16 protein-coding genes and 2 tRNA genes are annotated in these 18,654 nt (G+C 64.7%); 12 read left to right on the forward strand and 6 right to left on the reverse strand.

Annotated features, from left to right (window positions below; genetic code table 11):
- Positions 1 to 43 precede the first annotated feature (43 nt).
- Positions 44 to 838, forward strand: a complete 795-nt coding sequence (locus B5D38_RS06165; RefSeq protein ID WP_078707557.1) for a class I SAM-dependent methyltransferase — start codon at positions 44 to 46, stop codon at positions 836 to 838.
- 316 nt (positions 839 to 1,154) lie between these two features.
- Here the strand turns inward: B5D38_RS06165 and B5D38_RS06170 are convergent.
- Together B5D38_RS06170 and B5D38_RS06175 are read right to left on the reverse strand one after the other, a co-directional pair.
- Positions 1,155 to 1,229: transfer RNA gene (locus B5D38_RS06170), tRNA-Asn, on the reverse strand.
- A 162-nt stretch (positions 1,230 to 1,391) separates the two neighbouring features.
- Entirely contained in the window at positions 1,392 to 2,339 is a 948-nt protein-coding gene (locus B5D38_RS06175) for a zinc ABC transporter substrate-binding protein (RefSeq protein WP_078707500.1), read from the reverse strand.
- Positions 2,340 to 2,483: 144 nt separating this feature from the next.
- Here B5D38_RS06175 and B5D38_RS06180 point away from each other — a divergent pair, with 144 nt between their 5' ends.
- The 3 genes from B5D38_RS06180 to B5D38_RS06190 are packed head-to-tail and all read left to right on the forward strand — an operon-like array spanning position 2,484 to position 4,550.
- Positions 2,484 to 3,338, forward strand: a complete 855-nt coding sequence (locus B5D38_RS06180) for an ATP-binding cassette domain-containing protein (protein WP_078707559.1) — start codon at positions 2,484 to 2,486, stop codon at positions 3,336 to 3,338.
- Positions 3,331 to 4,152 (forward strand): zinc ABC transporter permease subunit ZnuB, encoded by an 822-nt coding sequence (znuB, locus tag B5D38_RS06185; protein ID WP_116002597.1) that lies wholly within the window; start codon positions 3,331 to 3,333, stop codon positions 4,150 to 4,152. The genes B5D38_RS06180 and znuB overlap by 8 nt, the downstream gene beginning before the upstream one ends.
- Complete coding sequence (locus tag B5D38_RS06190) at positions 4,149 to 4,550, forward strand: Fur family transcriptional regulator (protein ID WP_078707501.1); 402 nt, start codon at positions 4,149 to 4,151, stop codon at positions 4,548 to 4,550. The genes znuB and B5D38_RS06190 overlap by 4 nt, the downstream gene beginning before the upstream one ends.
- 11 nt (positions 4,551 to 4,561) lie before the next feature.
- On the opposite strand, the gene B5D38_RS06195 is transcribed toward B5D38_RS06190, so the two are convergent.
- Positions 4,562 to 5,032, reverse strand: coding sequence for a GNAT family N-acetyltransferase (locus B5D38_RS06195; protein WP_078707502.1), 471 nt, complete (start codon positions 5,030 to 5,032; stop codon positions 4,562 to 4,564).
- 142 nt (positions 5,033 to 5,174) lie between these two features.
- Here B5D38_RS06195 and B5D38_RS06200 point away from each other — a divergent pair, with 142 nt between their 5' ends.
- The 4 genes from B5D38_RS06200 to B5D38_RS06215 all read left to right on the forward strand — a co-directional run bounded on the left by B5D38_RS06200 (position 5,175) and on the right by B5D38_RS06215 (position 11,498).
- Positions 5,175 to 6,230 (forward strand): sugar phosphate isomerase/epimerase family protein, encoded by a 1,056-nt coding sequence (locus B5D38_RS06200; protein ID WP_078707503.1) that lies wholly within the window; start codon positions 5,175 to 5,177, stop codon positions 6,228 to 6,230.
- A gap of 39 nt (positions 6,231 to 6,269) precedes the next feature.
- Complete coding sequence (locus tag B5D38_RS06205) at positions 6,270 to 7,430, forward strand: Gfo/Idh/MocA family protein (protein WP_078707504.1); 1,161 nt, start codon at positions 6,270 to 6,272, stop codon at positions 7,428 to 7,430.
- A gap of 281 nt (positions 7,431 to 7,711) precedes the next feature.
- A complete protein-coding gene (locus tag B5D38_RS06210) occupies positions 7,712 to 9,361 on the forward strand; it encodes a coiled-coil domain-containing protein (RefSeq protein ID WP_078707505.1) in 1,650 nt (549 codons plus the stop codon).
- 85 nt (positions 9,362 to 9,446) lie between these two features.
- Complete coding sequence (locus B5D38_RS06215; RefSeq protein ID WP_078707506.1) at positions 9,447 to 11,498, forward strand: NAD(+) synthase; 2,052 nt, start codon at positions 9,447 to 9,449, stop codon at positions 11,496 to 11,498.
- Between the two features lie 33 nt (positions 11,499 to 11,531).
- Here the strand turns inward: B5D38_RS06215 and B5D38_RS06220 are convergent, their stop codons facing one another.
- Complete coding sequence (locus B5D38_RS06220; RefSeq protein ID WP_078707560.1) at positions 11,532 to 12,149, reverse strand: cysteine hydrolase family protein; 618 nt, start codon at positions 12,147 to 12,149, stop codon at positions 11,532 to 11,534.
- A 355-nt stretch (positions 12,150 to 12,504) separates the two neighbouring features.
- Between B5D38_RS06220 and B5D38_RS06225 the strand changes: the two genes are divergently transcribed.
- On the forward strand, positions 12,505 to 12,720 hold the full coding sequence (locus tag B5D38_RS06225) for a hypothetical protein (RefSeq protein WP_078707507.1): 216 nt from the start codon (positions 12,505 to 12,507) through the stop codon (positions 12,718 to 12,720).
- A gap of 1,454 nt (positions 12,721 to 14,174) precedes the next feature.
- Here B5D38_RS06225 and B5D38_RS06240 read toward each other — a convergent pair.
- Positions 14,175 to 14,249, reverse strand: a tRNA-Val gene (locus B5D38_RS06240).
- A 202-nt stretch (positions 14,250 to 14,451) separates the two neighbouring features.
- On the opposite strand from B5D38_RS06240, the gene rpiA reads away from it, so the two are divergent.
- The 3 genes from rpiA to gor all read left to right on the forward strand — a co-directional run bounded on the left by rpiA (position 14,452) and on the right by gor (position 17,238).
- The gene (rpiA, locus tag B5D38_RS06245) at positions 14,452 to 15,147 is read left to right on the forward strand and encodes a ribose-5-phosphate isomerase RpiA (protein WP_078707510.1); all 696 of its coding nucleotides are present in this window, start codon (positions 14,452 to 14,454) and stop codon (positions 15,145 to 15,147) included.
- An 83-nt stretch (positions 15,148 to 15,230) separates the two neighbouring features.
- Positions 15,231 to 15,761, forward strand: coding sequence for a DUF2059 domain-containing protein (locus B5D38_RS06250; RefSeq protein WP_078707561.1), 531 nt, complete (start codon positions 15,231 to 15,233; stop codon positions 15,759 to 15,761).
- A 76-nt stretch (positions 15,762 to 15,837) separates the two neighbouring features.
- Positions 15,838 to 17,238 (forward strand): glutathione-disulfide reductase, encoded by a 1,401-nt coding sequence (gene gor, locus B5D38_RS06255; protein WP_078707511.1) that lies wholly within the window; start codon positions 15,838 to 15,840, stop codon positions 17,236 to 17,238.
- A gap of 77 nt (positions 17,239 to 17,315) precedes the next feature.
- On the opposite strand, the gene B5D38_RS06260 is transcribed toward gor, so the two are convergent.
- The coding region (locus B5D38_RS06260) for a fucose isomerase (RefSeq protein ID WP_078707512.1) at positions 17,316 to 18,654 on the reverse strand (1,339 nt) is incomplete at its 5' end.

Below are 18,654 nucleotides of genomic sequence, written 5' to 3' on the forward strand. Positions count from 1 at the left end.
AGAGCAATTCGAGAGTGGGAAGCGGGAAACGGACGTGGACGGGATGACAGCTGGCAGCAACTACGGTCTGCGCGATGAAATCCGGGATTTCTGGTCTGATCGCGCGTCGAACTTCGACGAGTTTCCCGGACACGAAATCTTTACCGAGCAGGAGCGCCAAGCATGGCACGCGCTCTTCTCGCGCCATCTCGGCGAGGCTCAGGGCCGCAGCGCGTTGGATCTGGCGAGCGGCACAGGCGTCGTGTCGCATCTTCTCGACGATCTGGGCTTTCGCGTCACCGGGCTCGACTGGTCGGAAGCGATGCTGGAACGGGCGACCTCCAAGGCTGCCTCGCGCGGCCGGCGCATCACCTTTCGTCTGGGCGATGCCGAACGCATCATCGATGCCGACGAGAGCTATGATGTGGTGGTCACGCGCCACCTTGTTTGGACGCTGGTCGACCCGGCGGCGGCATTCACCGAATGGCTGCGAGTGCTGAAGCCCGGCGGAACGTTGCTGGTAATCGACGGTGACTTCGTCAGCCGCAGCCCGCTTGAGCGGCTGATCGCGAAGCTGGAACGCTTCACCTTCAATCGTGGCGCTCCTGCTGGTCCTGGTCTTTCAGGCGAGCTTGCCGAACGCCATCGCAGCATCCTCTCGCGCGTGCATTTCAAGGACGGCGCCCGCGCCAGCGATGTCGCGCGGATGCTCGCCGAGGCGGGCTTCGCCGACGTGGTGATCGACCAGCGGCTCGGCCCCATCCACCGGGCGCAGGCGCGCGTGATGCCGCTGGCGAAGGGGCTCGCCCGTCAGGTGCAGCATCGCTATGCGATTCGGGCGCTAAAGCCTGCCGGGTGAGGGGGGCACGCGTTGGAGGAGGCGGCGCGGCAATGGTCGCGCCGCAGCGCAATGCGATGAATTGGGATCGCAGTTTCGCTCAGATACTTTTGCTGAGAAGGCGGCGTTCCAGAAATCGTGCAGCGTTCCGGCGTCATGATCCAGCCCGGCGGGCGAGAATCGGTCGCCTCGCGCGTCTCACGGGCGGCACCCTTCGCCCCTTCCGCTCTAGGGGCATGAGTTCCTCAGGGGCGCGGTGGAGAAAGGTACGTCAACAGCCAAAAACGACGAAAGCCCCGCGTTGGCGAGGCTTTCGAGGAGGCGTGACGCCTGAATGTGGCTCCCCGGGCCGGATTCGAACCAGCGACCAACCGGTTAACAGCCGGTTGCTCTACCACTGAGCTACCGGGGAACGCCGTGTAGCGCGAGCGAGCCTATAGCAAAGGGAAATTCGTCTGCCAAGGCTTGATTGCCGGAAATTGGCACCTGTTTCGCGCAATCGTCACAACTCTGTCTTTGGCTCCTGAAAAGGCTGCGGTTTGAGGGTTGCGGGATGTTGCGAGGCGATGATCGCTCAATCGCCGCGAAGGCAGGAGGCGAGCGAGGAGGCGAGATGGCCGATCAGCTCGAAATAGAGGTCAGGGCCGGGGGGAAGGTCGGCCCCGATGGGATCGAGAATGCCCGTTCGCGCGCCCGTTCCCTCGGCGATTGTCGCAACCAGTGCCGGGGGGAATTGCGGCTCGGAGAAGATGCAGACGGCGCCGAGACTGCCCACCTTGTCGCGAATCTCCGCAATGCGCCTGGCCCCGGGAGGCGTTTCCGGGTTGACCGTGATGGACCCGGAGGCGCGGACGCCGAAACGGTTCTCGAAGCTCTGGTAAGCGTCGTGGAAGACGATGAAGGGTTTGCCCGCCAGCGGCGTCAGTTCCGCCTCCGTTTCGCTCGTCAGTGAATCGAGGCGCGCGGCAAGTGCCTCGGCGTTCTTTTCGTAGCTCGCGGCGTTTTGAGGATCGGCGGTCGCCAGCGTATCCGCTGCCGCTTCCGCCATCAATTTCGCGTTGACGGGATCGAGCCAAATGTGTGGATCGAAGCCTTCGTGGTCGTGGTCGTGGTCGTGGTCGTGGTCCTCATGCTCCTCGCCATCATCATGATGATGCGGCTCGAACATCCCGCCTTCGCGCAGGGGAAGCTTGACGAGGCCGGGCACGTCGGAGAGCGCGACGACGCTCGCCTTACCGCTCAGCGTCTCCAGCGGTTGCTCCAGAAAGGTCTCGAGCTGCGGCCCGGCCCAGAAGATCACGTTGGCCGATTCGATTGCCCTCGCATCCGACGGCTTCAGGGAATAGCCGTGCGGCGAGCCGGCGCCCTGGATGATGAGGTCGGGCTCGCCGACGCCCTGCATGACCGTTGCGACCAGCGAGTGAAGCGGCTTGATGGAAACAACCACGTGCGGCGCGGCCTCTGCGACACCCGCGGCCGCCAAGAGCCCCGACGCGGCCAAAAGTAGGGCTTTCACTCTCACTGCGCGACTCCTAGCGTGGGATTACCGCCGGCACTCTGTTGTGTTACTCTATAACATCTGTCATGGGAGGATCAAGTTTGGTCCGGCGTCATGATCGATCGACCGGGAGCTCTTGCCGAAGGCGGCAGGTTTGGGCAGGTGGCGATGGCAAGTTCGGAAATTCTTGTCGAACTGACCGGCGTCGGCGTCGAGCGCGACGGCCGGTGGCTGGTGCGCGGGATCGATCTCCAGCTTCGGCGCGGCGAGATCGTCACGCTGATCGGCCCCAACGGTTCGGGCAAGAGCACCACGGCCAAGACTGCCATCGGAATTATCGAGCCGAGCGTCGGGCGCGTTGTGCGCACCGCGGGCCTTCGCGTCGGCTATGTTCCGCAAAAGCTTGCCATCGACTGGACCATGCCTCTCAGCGTCGAGCGCCTGATGACACTGACGAGCCGCCATTCGCGGCAGGAGATCGAGGCGGCGCTTGCCTCCGTTGGTGTCTCCCATCTGGCGCAGGCGGAGGTGCAGCGGCTGTCGGGGGGCGAATTCCAGCGCGCGCTGCTCGCGCGGGCGCTGATCCGGCGGCCCGATCTCCTCGTCCTCGATGAGCCGGTGCAGGGCGTCGACGTGGCGGGCGAGGCGGCACTCTACGATCTCATCCGCTCGATCCGCGATCGCACCGGCTGCGGCATCCTGCTCATTTCCCACGATCTTCACGTGGTCATGGCGGCGACCGATACGGTCATTTGTCTCAATGGCCATGTCTGCTGCCGCGGAACACCGGAGAGCGTGGCGTCGAGCGAGCGCTACTGGCAGCTCTTCGGGCACCGCTCGTCGCCGGCTTTGGCGCTCTACCGCCACCACCACGACCATACCCATGGAGACGACGGCAGCGTGACGGCGCTGCCCGACGCTGCCTCGGACGCGCCCTGCGGCTGTGATGCCGTGCATCATCGTGAGCATGAGCACCGTGATGCGCATGGCGACCATGAGGAACGGGCGCGCGGCCATGCTTGACGACTTTTTCGTTCGAGCGCTGCTCGCCGGTATTGGCGTCGCCTTGACCGCCGGTCCGCTCGGCTGCTTCGTGGTCTGGCGCAAGATGGCCTATCTCGGCGATACGATGGCTCATTCCGCTCTGCTGGGCGTTGCGCTCGCTCTCCTCTTCAATATCCAGACAACCATTGGCGTTTTCGCCATCGCCCTGGTGATGTCCGCCATCCTGATCCTGCTCCAGCGGCGCGCGACGCTAGCCACCGACGCTCTCCTCGGCATCCTCGCCCATTCGAGTCTCGCGCTCGGCCTCGTGGTCGTCGCCTTCATGACGTGGGTCCGCGTTGACCTGATGGGCTATCTTTTTGGCGACATCCTCGCGGTCTCACGCCTCGACGTCGGCATTATCTATGGCGGCGGCCTTCTGGTCATCGCCGCGCTCGTTTGGCTGTGGCGCCCGCTGCTCGCCGCGACGGTCGATGCCGAGCTCGCCGCCGCCGAGGGGCTGAAGCCCGAGCGCGCCCGTATCGTCTTCATGTTGCTGATGGCGCTGGTCATCGCGATCGCCATGAAGATCGTCGGCATCGTGCTGATCACCGCCCTGCTGATCATCCCGGCCGCGACAGCTCGCCGTCTTGCCGCGACACCGGAGGCGATGGCGGGGATGGCGGCGTTGCTCGGGGCCTTCGCCGCGGCGGGTGGCCTTTTCGCCTCGCTGCAATTCGACACGCCGTCCGGCCCGTCGATCGTGGTCGCCGCTCTCGTCCTCTTTCTCGCGAGCCTGACCCCCGCCGCTTCGTTTGCCGCGCGATCTCTCCGTTCCATGAGGCCGTCATGACATCGTCTTCATCGCTGACGAAGAACCAGAAGCTCGTTCTCGACGCGCTCGAAAAGGAGAAAGGGCCGCTCAGCGCCTATTCCATCCTCGACCGGCTCCGGGACGACGGGCTGCGCGCGCCGCTGCAGGTCTATCGGGCGCTCGACAAGCTGCTCGATCTCCAGCTCGTTCATCGGCTGGAGAGCCTGAATGCGTTCGTCGCCTGCGCCCATCCCCACTGCCATGCCTCGCACATGATCGCTTTCGGCATCTGCGAGACCTGCGGGCAGGTGTGGGAATTTTCCGACGATGTGGTGCGCGACCGCTTGATGGGCTGGGCGGAGAGCCACGACTTCAAGCCGTCCAAGACCACCATCGAGATGAAGGGCGTCTGCGCCGACTGCCGCGCGGCCGGCTGAACCTCGCCGGATCAGAGCTTCAGCTTGTAGCCCAGGTGGCTGGCCTCGAAGCCGAGGCGCTCATAGAAGCGGTGGGCATCCGGGCGTTGTCTGTCGGTCGTGAGCTGGACGAGGGAGCAGCCTCGCCGCCGGCATTCCTCGATCGCCCAAACGAACATGCGGCCCCCCAGCCCCGAACCCCGCAGCTCCGCCGCGATCCGCACGCCCTCGATCTGCCCGCGCCATGATCCCATGCGCGAAAGGCCGGGAATGAAGGTCAGCTGAAGCGTGCCGACCACGCGCTCTCCGAGGCGGGCCACCGCCAGCAGCTGGTTCGGGTCGGCATCCATCGCCTGGAAGGCCTGAACATAGGCGTCGTTCAGGGGAAGCGACGGGTCCTCACGCGCCCGGCCGACCTCGTCATCGGCCAGAAGCGCGACAATTTCCGTGACATCGCTGGACTTCGCGCGCTGGAAAACGATTTCATCGACGGAAAATGACATGATCGGCGCCTTTGGGCTGACGATGGCGTTTGGTTCGTTCTATGGTGCGGCGACAAGGCCGATCCGAGAGGGGCGGCGGGAAGAAAGCACGCCGTTCGCCGGATGACAAACCGGCTGGCGGTGGCAGGCGGAGGGAAAAAGCATGAAGACGATGAAGGGACCGGGCCTTTTTCTGGCGCAGTTCGTGGGGGATGAGGCGCCATTCAATTCCCTGCCGGAGATCGCGCGATGGGCCGCGGGTCTCGGCTACAAGGGCATCCAGATTCCGACTTGGGCCGGCCAGCTCTTCGACCTCGAGAAGGCCGCTGCTTCCAGGGACTATTGCGACGAGGTCGCCGGCGTCTGCCGCGAGGCGGGCGTCGAGATCACCGATCTTTCGACCCATCTTCAGGGACAGCTCGTCGCCGTTCACCCAGCGTTCGATGAAGCGTTCGACGGTTTTGCCGTGCCCGAGGTAAGAGGCAATCCCAAGGCTCGGCAGGAATGGGCGACCCGTCAAGTGATGCTCGCCGCCAAGGCGAGCGCCAATCTCGGCCTCAAAACCCACGTCACCTTTCCCGGCGCTCTCGCGTGGCCCTACCTCTATCCCTGGCCGCAACGACCGGCGGGGCTGATCGAGACGGCGTTCGAGGAGCTGGCGCGCCGTTGGGTGCCTATCCTCGACGCCTTCGACGAGGTGGGCTGCGACGTCGGCTATGAAATTCATCCGGGCGAGGACATTTTCGACGGCGCGACCTACGAGATGTTCCTCGAAGCCACCGGGAACCACCCGCGCGCCAGGATCAACTACGACCCCTCGCATTTCGTGCTGCAACAGCTCGACTATGTCGAGTTCATCGACATCTATCACGAGCGCATCTGCGCCTTTCACGTGAAGGACGCGGAGTTCAACCCGACGGGGCGGCAGGGCGTCTATTCGGGCTATCAGCCTTGGATCAAAAGGGCCGGGCGCTTCCGCTCGCTGGGCGATGGGCAGGTCGACTTCGCCGCGATCTTCTCAAAGCTCGCCGAATATGACTACGATTCCTGGGCGGTGCTCGAATGGGAGTGCTGCCTCAAGCATCCGCACGACGGCGCTGCCGAGGGCGCGCCCTTCATCGCCGACCATATTATCCGGGTGACGGACAAGGCGTTCGACGATTTCGCCAGCGGCGGAACCGATGCGGCGGCAAACAAGCGGATGCTGGGCATCGGCTGACCGGAAAGAACGGACACACAAGCACGAGGGAGGGCGTGAATGGCCATCGGGGGAACAAGCGAACATCACGGCGGCAGCATCCGCCTGGGCATGGTGGGCGGCGGGGAAGGGGCCTTCATCGGTGCCGTTCATCGCATCGCGGCACGGCTTGACGGCGATTACGAGCTGGTCGCCGGTGCCTTTTCGTCCGATGCGGAACGCTCGAAGCGCTCGGGCGCCGCGCTCGGCCTTGCCGAGGATCGCTGCTACGGCACGTTCGAGGAGATGGCGCGGCGCGAGAAGCGGCTGAAGGACGGTGTCGAGGCGGTGGCGATCGTCACGCCGAACCACATGCACTTCCCCGTCGCCAAGGCGTTTCTCGATCGCGGCATCCACGTCATCTGCGACAAGCCGCTCACCACCAATCTGAGGGACGCCAAGCGGCTGAAGGCCATCGCGGAGAAGTCCGGGGCGATCTTCGCGCTGACGCACAACTATTCCGCCTATCCGATGATCCGCGAGGCGCGGGCGCGCGTCGCCGCCGGCGAGCTCGGTGATCTGCGCCTCGTCCAGGTCGAATACGCGCAGGACTGGTTGGCGGAGGATGTCCACTCCAAGCAGGCCGATTGGCGTGTCGACCCCGCCAAGGCCGGGGCGGGCGGCTGTATCGGGGATATCGGCACTCACGCCTATCAGCTCGCGCGTTTCGTCACCGGTCTGGAGGTGGAAAGCCTTGCCGCAGACCTCACCAGCTTCGTGCCGGGGCGTCAGGTCGATGACAACGTCCAGGTGATGCTGCGCTTCGCGGGCGGGGCCAAGGGGGCGCTGTGGGCCAGCCAGGTGGCTGTCGGCAACGAGAACGCCCTGCGGCTTCGCGTCTATGGCACCAAGGCGGGCATCGAGTGGGAACAGGAGAACCCGAACGCCCTGTGGTTCATGCCGTTCGGCGAGCCGCGCCTGCTTCTGACGCGAGGCGGCGCGGGAACCGGCGAAGCAGCGGCCCGGGTGACGCGTGTCCCCGCCGGCCACCCCGAGGGCTATCTCGAGGGCTTCGCAACGATCTACCAGGAGGTTGCGCGCGCCATCCGCGCCGCGCGCGACGGTGAGCCGCTGGCGCCCGATATCATGTTCCCCGGCGTCGACGATGGCGTCGATGGCATCGCCTTCATTGAGGCGGCGGTGAAATCGAGCAAGCGAAATGGCGCCTGGACCGGGCTTTGACGGCGGCGGGCGCCGGAGCCATCGGGGAAGCGGCTGACAGATTGTCGCACCCCGGGGCTCTTCTGCCGACTTGAAGTTTTGCATTGCCGGGGACAAGCCCGTCGGGACGGGCTTGTCGTTCCTCTGCCACGAGCCGCAGGTAGAGAGCGATCGCCGGTCGGCATTCTGGCCTTGCGGCAAGACGGTGCAACGGTTGCCCTGTCCTGGTATGATTTCTACCCCATTTCCCGTGTTCGGAGGCGTCGACAGCCTCGTCCCGGAGTTTCTGAAGAGGGCATCTGATGGATAGCATCCAGAGCGAGCTTCGCCGCCCCGTTCCGCTTTCACTGGCGGTGGCCGCGGTTGTCGGATGGATTGTCGTGATCATCATGGCGTTCACGAACTCCTCGACCAAGGCGGAATACGAGGCGAGGATTTCCTCTCTGCAGCGTTCGCGGGCGGAGATGCAAGCCGAACTCGATCAGTTTCATGCCGCCTCGGCCGATCTCGGCGCGTTGCGCGCGCAGATCCAGGAGGCCCAGGCGACGCTGAACGATCTTCGCCCGCAGCGGGAGACGGCGATCGCCGACCTGAAGAACGTCCAGGCGCAGCTGGCGGCGAGGCGAAAGGACCTCGACGCGGTCCAGAAGCAGTTCGCCGCCGCGCAGCCTGAGCTCGAGCGGCTGACCGCCGATCTCACGCGCGCCCAGGCCGAATTCGATTCGACCCGCAAGAATGTCGACGCCAGCCAGAAGGAACTCGCGGACGTTTCCGCTCGCCTCACCGACGCGCGTCAGCAGGAGGCACAGACGCGCTCTGCGGTGGCGGAGCTTTCGAAGGATGCGGAAAACCTGACCGCTCAGGTCGCGGAGGCGCAGAAGAAGCAGAGCGAGGCCGAGGCCGCCAAGGCCAAGATCGACGATCAGACCGCGACGGCGCAGCGGCAGCTTCAGGCGATCCAGCAGAACCAGACGGAGGCGCGCCGCCAGATGGCCGCGCTCGACCAGCAGCGCCAGCAGGTGGAAAAGGCGCTCGCCGACCTTAAGGCCCAGCAGCAGGATCTGACGAACAGCCAGCAGGCGGCCCAGGCCAAGCTGGCGGACATGACGAAGCAGGTGGACACCCTGACACAGCGCTCCAGCGATTTGACCAACCAGCTCAACACCGCCGAGGCGAACCTTAAGGCCGCACAGCAGGCCGAGAAGGAAACCAACGAGCGTCTCGCCGCCATCCGCCCACAAGTGACCAGCCTGACGAGCCAGCAGACCGACCTCCAGGCCGCGATTTCGCAGCTCGAAGATCAGCGCTCGCAGCTGACCAGCGACATCGCGGCGGCGGAGACCCACAGAACGGAGCTTCAGACAGGCATCGCCAAGCTTGCCGATACGCTGGCCACCCGAACCGACGAACTGGCTACGGTGGAAAAGCGGCTGGCCGATGCGACGCAGAAGGCCGCGGCGGAAAGCCAGGCGCAGTCCGCGCCCCCCGCCGCGGCGCCCGCGAGTGCGGCCGCGCCTCAGCCTGCGGCGACATCTGCGGCCGAGTCCGGTGGGCAAGGCACGAGCCAGAATGGCGGAGCGAACCAGCCGGGTGCGGGCGAGCCGTCCGCGAAGCCGGCCGATGCGGCGCCCACGGACGATGCGAAGGGGCAGCCGGCGCAGATCGTCATGCAACCCGGTACCTACCGCGCCGACACCACGCAGCTTGTCGTCCGTGATGACGGCAGCTTCGCCCTGACCGATTCCGCCCAGGGCACCGCCACGGCGACCGGAACGTGGCTGGTCAAGGACGGAACTTTGACGTTGACGGACGTCAAGGGCAGCATGGACGCAGAAACCTTCCCGATGACGTGCAAGGTGGACGGCGGCGAGAACGGGGCGTTTCGTCTGTTGGCCGCAGAAGGGCAGCAATGCTCCATGCTGGCGGGCAAGACGTTCTCTGTCGCACAATGATCCTTGCAGGGCGGAGGCTGGGGCGGGCGCCTTTGCATCGCCCTCCGGAATAGCCAACACTGCCTGAACAACCAAAGGGGCGGCGATGACGCGGAATTTTCAAAGTCTCTATCGGCATGGTTTCGCGCGCGTTGCCGCCTGCACGTTTCCCGCCGCGCTGGCCGATCCGGAAGCCAATCTTGCCTCGGTACTGGCCGCAGTGGGGCGTGCCGATGCGGCCGGCGTGGCGCTGGCCATATTCCCCGAGCTGTGCCTCAGCAGCTACGCCATCGACGACCTGCTCCTTCAGGACGTTCTCTTGGACAGTGTCGAAGCCGCCATCGAGCGGCTGGTCGGCGCGTCGCGCGATCTTTCGCCGGCGATTGTCGTCGGCGCTCCGCTCCGGCACCGTGGCCGGCTCTACAACTGCGCGCTGACCATCCATCGTGGCCGCATTCTCGGTGTCACGCCGAAAACCTATCTACCGAACTATCGGGAATTCTACGAAAAGCGGCATTTTGCTTCCGGCGAGGGCACCGAGGGCGATTCCATCGCGCTTGCCGGGCAGGCCGTGCCGTTCGGCCGCGATCTCATCTTCGCGGCGACCGATGTTCCCGGCTTCGTCCTCCACACGGAGATCTGTGAGGACTTCTGGGTGCCGCAGCCGCCGAGCGGCGAGGCGGCTCTTGCCGGCGCGACGATCCTCGCCAACCTTTCGGCCAGCAACATCACCATCGGCAAGGCGGCGACGCGGGGCCTGCTTTGCCAGTCGCAATCGGCGCGCTGCATCGCCGCCTATATCTACACCGCTGGCGGCGCTGGTGAATCGACCACCGACCTTGCCTGGGACGGCCAAGCCTCGATCTATGAGAACGGCTTGCTGCTCTCCGAGACGGAGCGTTTTCCCACCGAGGAGCGGCAGGCGATCGCCGACGTCGATCTCGATCTACTGCGGCAGGAGCGCGCCCGCACCGGCAGTCTCGACGACAACCGCCGCGTTCACCGCGCGCGCGTCGAAGCCTTCCGCCGGATAGAATTCGAGCTTCAGCCAAGGGACGAGGATCTGGGGCTGGTGCGGCCTCTGGCGCGCTTCCCGTTCGTGCCGGCCGATCCGCAGCGCCTCGATCAGGACTGCTACGAGGCCTACAACATCCAGGTGGCCGGCCTGGCTCAACGGCTCAAGGCCACGGGCATCGAGAAGCTCGTCATCGGCGTGTCCGGTGGTCTCGACTCCACACAGGCGCTGATTGTCTCGGCCAAGGTCATGGATCGTCTCGGTCTGCCGCGCCAGAACATTCTCGCCTACACCCTGCCGGGCTTCGCCACGAGCTCGGGAACCAAGGGCAATGCCCACGCCCTGATGAAGGCCCTCGGCGTTTCCGCTCACGAGCTCGACATCCGCCCCGCCGCCCGCCAGATGCTGGCCGATATGGACCATCCCTTCGCCAAGGGAGAGGCGGTGCATGACGTGACGTTCGAGAACGTCCAGGCAGGGCTGCGCACCGACTATCTCTTCCGTCTGGCAAACCACCATAACGGTCTCGTCGTCGGCACCGGCGACCTTTCCGAGATCGCTCTCGGCTGGTCGACCTATGGCGTCGGCGATCACATGTCGCATTACAACGTCAATGCCGGCGTTCCGAAGACGCTGATCCAGTATCTCATCCGCTGGGTCATCAAGACGGGGCAGTTCGAGGCCGACGTTGGCGCGACCCTGCAGGCCATCCTGGAGACTGAGATTTCGCCGGAGCTGGTTCCGGTCGCCGAGGGCGAGAAGCCGCAGAGCACGCAGGAGAGGATCGGCCCCTACGAGCTCCAGGATTTCACGCTGTTTTATGTGCTGCGCTACGGCTTCCGGCCTTCCAAGATCGCCTTTCTCGCCCATCGCGCGTGGAGCGACAGCACCAAGGGCGAATGGCCGGAAGGTTTTCCGGAGGAGAGCAGGAACGCCTACGACCTCGCGACAATCCGCAAATGGATGAAGGTCTTCCTGTTTCGCTTCTTCGCCATCAGCCAGTTCAAGCGGTCGGCCATGCCGAACGGACCGAAGGTTTCCGCCGGCGGCTCTCTTTCGCCGCGTGGCGACTGGCGGGCGCCGTCCGATGGCAATGCCCGCGCCTGGATCGCGGAGCTCGAGCGCGAGGTGCCGGCGGAGTGATCCCGCCGGCGGCCGCCGGGTGATCCGGAGCGGTTATTTCCATTCGTCGAGGATCATGGGCGAGTCGACCAGCTCCACCTGATGGCTGAAGCGGCTCGCATAGACCGTGATCAGGGCGTCGTGCGTTTCGTCCGCCGAGCTGCAGACCGCGTCCTTGACCAGGACGACGCGGAAGCCATGGTCGATGGCGCTGAACACCGTCGCCAGGACGCACACGTCCGTTTCCGCGCCCGTGACGACCAGTGTGTCGATGCTTCGCTCCCGCAGCACGGAGAGCAGTGGTGAATCGTGAAACGCGGAATAGGCCGGCTTGTCGATGATCGTGGCCGGCGGCACGAATTCTGTAAGAGCCGGCACAAGATCGAGCAAACGCGGCTCCGCCTCGTTCTGCGTGAACTCGTGCCAGCGCTCGAAATACCGCCGCCACGCCCCGCTGGCCTCGCTTGGGTCCCTCGGCGTCATGAAGCGGGTGAAGATCGTCGCCTCGGGATGGCGCTGGACGATTTCCGTCACCACCGGAAGCACTCTCTTCATCCACGGGGTCTGCCACTCCGTCTCGTCGGCGAAGACATTCTGCATGTCGACGCAGAGGTGCGCGACGTGGTTGGAGAGGGGGCCATGCCTGAGGCCGATATTCGATTGGTCTGTCATGACTGCCGAGACACTGTTGAAACGTCCGGCCAAAATGCGGGGATGCGAAAAGCGTTCATTCGCTTTCGTTAGGCGTCGACAGGCCGCTTTCTCAGATTGGTTGCGGAACGGCTTCACGGAGCGACGTTTGCTGGTGCGGCGGATCGTCGCGCCGTGGCGGCTCGCGCCTTGATCCGGACCTTCCGCAACCCTGACCGATGGCGATTTTTCCTTCTCATCCAGAGGTTTCAAACGTTTAGGTTGAGGCTTGCGAAAGCTCTGGCGCCATTGTTAGGTGTCACTTAATTTCACTTAAAAAACAATGACTTCACGCCGCCTCCGTGGGATAAGGGAAACACCAAACAAGGAGGGCGGAATGACGGAAGGGATGGAAGGTTCGGTTCGCGAGGCGGTTGAGCGGGCGCATTCCAATGGCTGCATCGTGATCGTTCCGGAGCTGGCGAGCCGGATTGCCTGTCTGCATGGCGGCAACAGCGACGGCGTGGTCGATCAGGTGGTTCGCAAGATCATGGAAGAGGCCACTCGCGCCGGCGTCGCCATGGAATTTCCACGCGCGGCACGCGCCGCTTGAAGCGAGGTGGAGGCCCGCGCCTTCTTCGTTCGGCGCGGGCACCGGGTTGGAGAGGGCTCCGATCGCAGGCAGCCCTCGGGCGCAGGGTGCTTCACTTTCGATCCTGTTTATCAGTTCGGGCGCCCTCGTCGGCGGAAGCACGGACTCCTCGCGGGCGGAACCTCTCAGCACGAGCAAGAGCGTCTCTGTTCCGCGAAGGGTCCCGTGGAGTATGATCCTCCTGTCTATCCCAAACGTCCATTCACGATGGGCTTTCCAGGAGAGGTCCGGCCGATGCCACAAGACGACTCACCCACGACATCGAAGGACGGCCGCTCACAGCGCGCTATCGAGTTGGGCGTGTACAGGCGGGATTACCTGATCGACCCCTTGGACCCGGCGACTTGGCCGGAGTCGGGCAAGGAATTTTGGGAAAAGAGGCGGCAAGAATACCTAGAGAGGAAATCGCGGGAATCGGGCACGTCTGCCTAGGGCGCGCTTTGCCTTCGATCCTTCCACTGGTTCGGGCGTTTTATCGGCGGACCCACGGACCGTTCTGGGGCGGAACCTCTCAGCTATGAGCAAGAGCGTTGCTGTTCGCGAAAGGTCCTGTGGAGTATGATTCTCCTGTCTATCCCGAATGTCCGTTCACGATGGACTATCCAGGAGAGGTTCCGGCTGATGCCACAGGACGACCCACCCACGACATCGGAGGACGGCCGCTCACAGCGCGCTATCGAGTTGGGCGTGTCCAGGCGGGACATCCTGATTACGCGGCCACCGGAGATGACATTGCAAGAGTTGTCGGAGAAGCTACGCTTAAAGCCCTTGGTGTTTCCTCCGAGAGAAAGCTCGGGCACCGGACGGCCGTAGCGACGCAGACCACTTTGTCAGGTTCGAGCGCAGCTTCGCTACGCTTGTCGCCAATCTTTCGACCTTGCCGCCAATTCCCTTCGGCACAACGTTCCTATTGCCACTCGATCCTTTAAGGCCGGCGGCCGGCCGGGCCGCGATGGCACTGCGGTGCCCGAGGATTGTCCCGGCAGAAGGCGGCAAGGCGCGCGCGATCGATGTCGCGGCGGTCTTCCGAGCGGTCCCAGCCATGGCGTGGATCGCGTCCGCGTTCGCCATAACGTCTGTCATTATCTCGCCAATCGCGATGGTCGCTCCGACGATCATTCCATCTGCGGTCGCGATCGTCCCTGTGGTCGGGCCGAGGGGCGCGATCAACGATGACCGGACCCGGCGAGCGATAGCCGCCGTAGCGCGGTCCGCTGTCGACGCAGCCGGACAGAGTTGCGGTGGCGATCCCTATCGTTATCGCGACAATGACTGTTCTTGTTGACATCGGCTCACTCTCGGTTTGGGGGCCGCAGATGGTGCGCAAGTCGACCAGAACAAGATTGCAGCTGCGATAAAGCTCTGGGAAACCCGCTACGATCTCGCGAGATGCTGAATGATGTCATTGAAAAGAATGGTGGGCGCGACAGGGATTGAACCTGTGACCCCTTCGGTGTGAACGAAGTGCTCTCCCGCTGAGCTACGCGCCCGACCGTGGCGGAGCAGCGCGCCGCCGGATGGGTGTCGCGATATAAGGCGGAAGACACCCAAGCGTCAACACCAGTTTCGTCCTGTTCTTCGTCCTCGCTCTCGGGCTCGTCATATGGGCGCCGACACCCCCACCGGTTCGACAGCGCCGCGCTTTGGGGGTAGTAGACGCGACTGAACTTTCGCCGGTAGGGGAGACCTGGGATGAGCGCTGAACTGAAGGAGCGTGCCGCGCGCGCGGCGTTGGAGGTGGTCGAGAGCGGGATGCGCCTGGGGATCGGCACCGGCTCGACGGCGGAACCCTTCATTCGGGCTTTGGCCGACAAGGTCCTGGCCGGGATGCGCGTCATCGGAGTTCCGACCTCCCAGCGGTCCGCCAAACTCTGCGCCGAGCTTGGCATCCCCTTGTCAACGCTGGAAGAAACGCCCGAACTCGACCTGACGGTTGACGGCGCGGACGAGATCGATCCGCAACTGCGGCTGATCAAGGGAGGCGGTGGGTCGCTCCTGCGCGAGAAGATCGTGGCGGCAGCGTCGGCGCGCATGGTCGTGATCGCCGACATCTCCAAGAAGGTTGAAACCCTCGGGGCGTTCCCCCTGCCCATCGAGGTCGATCAGTTCGGGCTCGGGGCGACGCGCCGGGCGGTTGAAAAGGCGGCTTCCGGTCTTGGCCTGTCCGGTGAGATCGTGCTTCGGCAAAGGTCCGACAAAGTGTTCGTCACCGATGGCGGGCATTATATTCTCGATGCATCTTTTGGCCGCATTCCCGATCCAGAGGGGCTGTCATGCGCGCTTCACGAGATTCCGGGCGTGGTTGAACACGGGCTTTTTATCGGCTTGGCAAGGCAGGCATTCATCGCGTCTTCGGACGGCGTCGAGGCCATTGTCTCGCCGCGTTGAGCGTGTCGCGCCTCTTGCAGACGAGCCGGCTGATCCGTTAGGAGCCAGCGAACGGCGAAGATGAATGAATGGAGATCAATCTGATGTTGTTCAGAAATACGATGCGCCAGGGGGCCGTCGCTCTCGCCATCGCCGGCTTGGTGTGGGCCAGCCCGCTCCGGGCGGAGGACTACAGCGCGTCGCACCTGGCCGCGGCCCGGCAGGCGATCGAGGCGATCCAGGCCACCGACGGCTTCGACAACATCCTTTTGAACGCGGCGACGCAGATCAAGGCCGAGCTGATCACCAACAATCCGAATCTGCAGACGCAGATCTCCGATATGGTGGACGACAGCGCGCTGAAGATCGCGGGACGGCGAGCCGATCTCGAAAACGAGGTCGCCCGGGTCTATGCCAAGCTATTCACCGAGCAGGAGCTGGGCGAGATTGCCACGTTCTATTCGTCCGACACGGGCAAGAAGCTGCTGAAGCAGGGGCCGATGGCGGCGCGCGAGACCATGCAGGCGGCCGATGTCTGGGCAAAGGGCATCATCCGCGATCTGCGCAAGGCGGCGCAGGACGGCATGAAGAAGCTCGCGCCGCAAGGCGCCGGTGGAGCGGCGCCGGCCAAGTAGGGCCGGCCCTATCCAGCGTAATGCTTGGCGTGCTTCCCGCGCGCGGTTTCTTTTGCAGCCATGGAAGGGGCGCGGTTTGTCCAAGCACGGGTTCGATTACGATCTTCTCGTCATCGGCGGCGGGTCGGGCGGCGTCCGGGCGGCGCGGCGCACCGCCGCCCTCGGCCATAAGGTCGCGATTGCCGAGGAATATCGTTTCGGCGGCACATGCGTCATCCGAGGGTGCGTGCCGAAGAAGCTCCTGGTCTACGCCTCGCAGTTCCGCGAAGAGTTCGAGGATGCGCGCGGCTACGGCTGGACTGTCGGCGAGCGGCGCTTCGACTGGGGTGAGCTCATCGCCGCCAAGGACCGCGAGATCGATCGTCTCGAGAACGTCTATCGGTCGAACCTGGAAAAGGCCGGCGTCGTCCTCCTCAAGTCCCGCGCGGTGCTGGAAAGCACGCACGAAGTTCGGCTGACCGCAACCGACAAGGTGGTCACGGCCGAGAAGATACTCGTGGCCACGGGCAGCCGCGCCAATCCGCATCCTGGGCTTCCCGGTGCCCAGCACTGCATCACTTCGGACGAGGCGTTCCACCTCCAGCGTCTGCCGAAGGCTGTGGCGATCCTCGGTGGCGGGTACATCGCCGTGGAGTTTGCCAACATCTTTCTCGGCCTCGGCGTCGAGACCACGCTGATCTATCGAGGCAAGGAAATCCTTCAGGGGTTCGACGACGACCTGCGCCACGAGCTTCATCAGGCCATGGTGAAGAAGGGCGTCAAGGTGCGCTGCGAGGAGACGATCCGCGAGGTGGTGCAGAAGCCGGACGGACGCTTCGAGGCCCACCTCGTCGGGGGCGACATCGTTGACGCGGACGAGGTCATGCTGGCCATCGGGCGCAAGGCGAACACCGAGAATCTCGGCTGCTCCAGGGCCGGCATCGAGCTGGATGGCCGGGGCGCCATCACCGTCGATGAGTATTCGAGGACGTCGGTCGACAACATTTGGGCGATCGGCGACGTGACGCACCGGATGCAGCTGACGCCGGTGGCGATCCACGAGGCGATGTGTTTCGTCGATACGGTGTTCAAGGGCAGGCCGACCAAGCCCGACTATGACAGCGTTCCGACAGCGGTGTTCTCCCAACCCGAGATCGGCACGGTGGGGCTGACGGAGGCGCAGGCCGCCAAGGAATACCGTGATCTCGAAGTCTACCGGACAGCCTTCCGGCCGATGAAGCACACGCTTTCGGGACGCGACGAGCGGATGCTGATCAAGCTCATCGTCGATGGCGAGAGCCGACGGGTCGTCGGGGCCCATGTCTTCGGCAAGGATGCCGGTGAGATGAGTCAGCTTCTGGGGATCGCGGTCAAGGGGCGACTGACCAAGGATCAGTTCGACGCGACCATGGCGGTCCACCCGACCGCCGCCGAGGAGATCGTCACCATGTACGATCCGTCGTACCGGATACACGACGGCGAGCGCCTCGACGCCTGACGGCTGGCCATTCTCTCTGTGATTGGAAGCCGATCGGCCGGACGTTTTTCCGGCCGCTTACGAGCATTTGCCGTCTATTACGCCATTTCGACAACTGGAATGCCGAGGCGCTTGGCGAAAGCGCGCAGCACTGGGCGGTGCTCGCCGTAGACCACGGCGGTGTGGTGCTCGAGGCCCTCGGATATGATGGTTTCGAGATAGCTGGCGGCGGAGGCGTCGAGTCTGGCGACACCGGCGGTGCCGGAGAAGGCGAGGGGCCGCCGGATCATCTCGCCGCCCGCCAGCATGAGTCGCAGCTTGCCGCCGCTGCGGCTGAGGCGCGCCACGGTGATGCGCCCCGGCTTCAGCGGAAATTCCGAAAGAAGCGGCATCTTGCGGTTGGAGTGGACCGTCGCCCGCGTCTCGGCCTCGGGATCGGCCATGTCGATGGGCGCCTGGCCGCAGTGCCAGAACACCACCGTGTCGTCCTTGGTGTCGATGTCGACGAGATCGGAGTTGAACACCGCGCCATCGTCGCTCGCCCATTGAAGCAGCAGCGATGTGATGACGCCGTAGACGTCGGCCTCGCAGCCCGCCGGGATGCGATCCTCGTTGAGCAGGGCGAGGGCGCCACAGGCCGCGCAACCATAGTCGATGAAGAAATCGGGCCAGCAACGCACGGCGATGCCGGCATAGCCCTTGTCCTTGGCGCGCTGCGAGAGGCAGCCGTGGATCTTCAGCGTCTTCCGGGTGGCGACCTCGTCCATCTCGGCGAGATTGCCGAACTCGTGGCTGCGCCGCGCCCAGCCATTGTCGGCGAGGTCCTCGGGCGCGGCCTTGACCTCCTCGATGAAGGCCTTGACCGGCTGCTGATCGACGGTGATGCCGAAGCGGGAGGCAAGCTCGCCAGCATCGAAATCGCACGGATCGAAGCCGTCGGGGTGTTCGCCGACGACGAGAAGCTTGGTGCTCTTGAAACGGCGGACGAGGGCCGCAGCCTTGGCGGCGGTCGCAATCTTTCCGGCCGCGCTCGCGTCGTCGGGCTCGCCATGGACATAGTCGATGGATTTGCCGCGCCGGCTGAGGGCATGGGCGGCGAGATTGACGCCGCAGAAGGAGTTGAGCCGAAGCCGGCCGCCGGTGCGCGGCTCGGGGAAGGACCACATCATGACGGGCGCATCGACCGCCTCGGTCAGGCCGAGGGTCATGGTCGCGTCGGCAAACGTGACCTGGAGGATGAGAAGGAGGTCGAGGGGCTCGGCGGTCAGCGCGGGTACGGCAGCGGCGGCCGCATCGGCGTCGAAGAGGATCTTCGGCTCGCCGATGAAGTCGGCATCCACGAGCTTCAGCGTTTCCAGCGCCTTCTGGAGCTTCTCCTCGGCATAGGCGACATCGAAATTGACCCGGCCGACGACGGCAAGGCCGATCTTGGGTTTG

Origin of the sequence: Consotaella salsifontis, assembly GCF_900167365.1 — a bacterium.
In the GTDB taxonomy this organism is placed as follows: Bacteria; Pseudomonadota; Alphaproteobacteria; order Rhizobiales; family Rhizobiaceae; genus Consotaella; species Consotaella salsifontis.

Excerpts from the sequence above, each read along its gene's own strand:
- B5D38_RS06165 (WP_078707557.1), top strand. The coding sequence starts at position 44 with ATGACAGCTGGCAGCAACTACGGTCTGCGCGATGAAATCCGGGATTTC.
- B5D38_RS06180 (WP_078707559.1), top strand. The coding sequence starts at position 2,484 with ATGGCAAGTTCGGAAATTCTTGTCGAACTGACCGGCGTCGGCGTCGAG.
- znuB (WP_116002597.1), top strand. The coding sequence starts at position 3,331 with ATGCTTGACGACTTTTTCGTTCGAGCGCTGCTCGCCGGTATTGGCGTC.
- B5D38_RS06190 (WP_078707501.1), top strand. The coding sequence starts at position 4,149 with ATGACATCGTCTTCATCGCTGACGAAGAACCAGAAGCTCGTTCTCGAC.
- B5D38_RS06195 (WP_078707502.1), bottom strand. The coding sequence starts at position 5,032 with ATGTCATTTTCCGTCGATGAAATCGTTTTCCAGCGCGCGAAGTCCAGC.
- B5D38_RS06200 (WP_078707503.1), top strand. The coding sequence starts at position 5,175 with ATGAAGACGATGAAGGGACCGGGCCTTTTTCTGGCGCAGTTCGTGGGG.
- B5D38_RS06205 (WP_078707504.1), top strand. The coding sequence starts at position 6,270 with ATGGCCATCGGGGGAACAAGCGAACATCACGGCGGCAGCATCCGCCTG.
- B5D38_RS06210 (WP_078707505.1), top strand. The coding sequence starts at position 7,712 with ATGGATAGCATCCAGAGCGAGCTTCGCCGCCCCGTTCCGCTTTCACTG.
- B5D38_RS06215 (WP_078707506.1), top strand. The coding sequence starts at position 9,447 with ATGACGCGGAATTTTCAAAGTCTCTATCGGCATGGTTTCGCGCGCGTT.
- B5D38_RS06220 (WP_078707560.1), bottom strand. The coding sequence starts at position 12,149 with ATGACAGACCAATCGAATATCGGCCTCAGGCATGGCCCCCTCTCCAAC.
- B5D38_RS06225 (WP_078707507.1), top strand. The coding sequence starts at position 12,505 with ATGACGGAAGGGATGGAAGGTTCGGTTCGCGAGGCGGTTGAGCGGGCG.
- rpiA (WP_078707510.1), top strand. The coding sequence starts at position 14,452 with ATGAGCGCTGAACTGAAGGAGCGTGCCGCGCGCGCGGCGTTGGAGGTG.
- B5D38_RS06250 (WP_078707561.1), top strand. The coding sequence starts at position 15,231 with ATGTTGTTCAGAAATACGATGCGCCAGGGGGCCGTCGCTCTCGCCATC.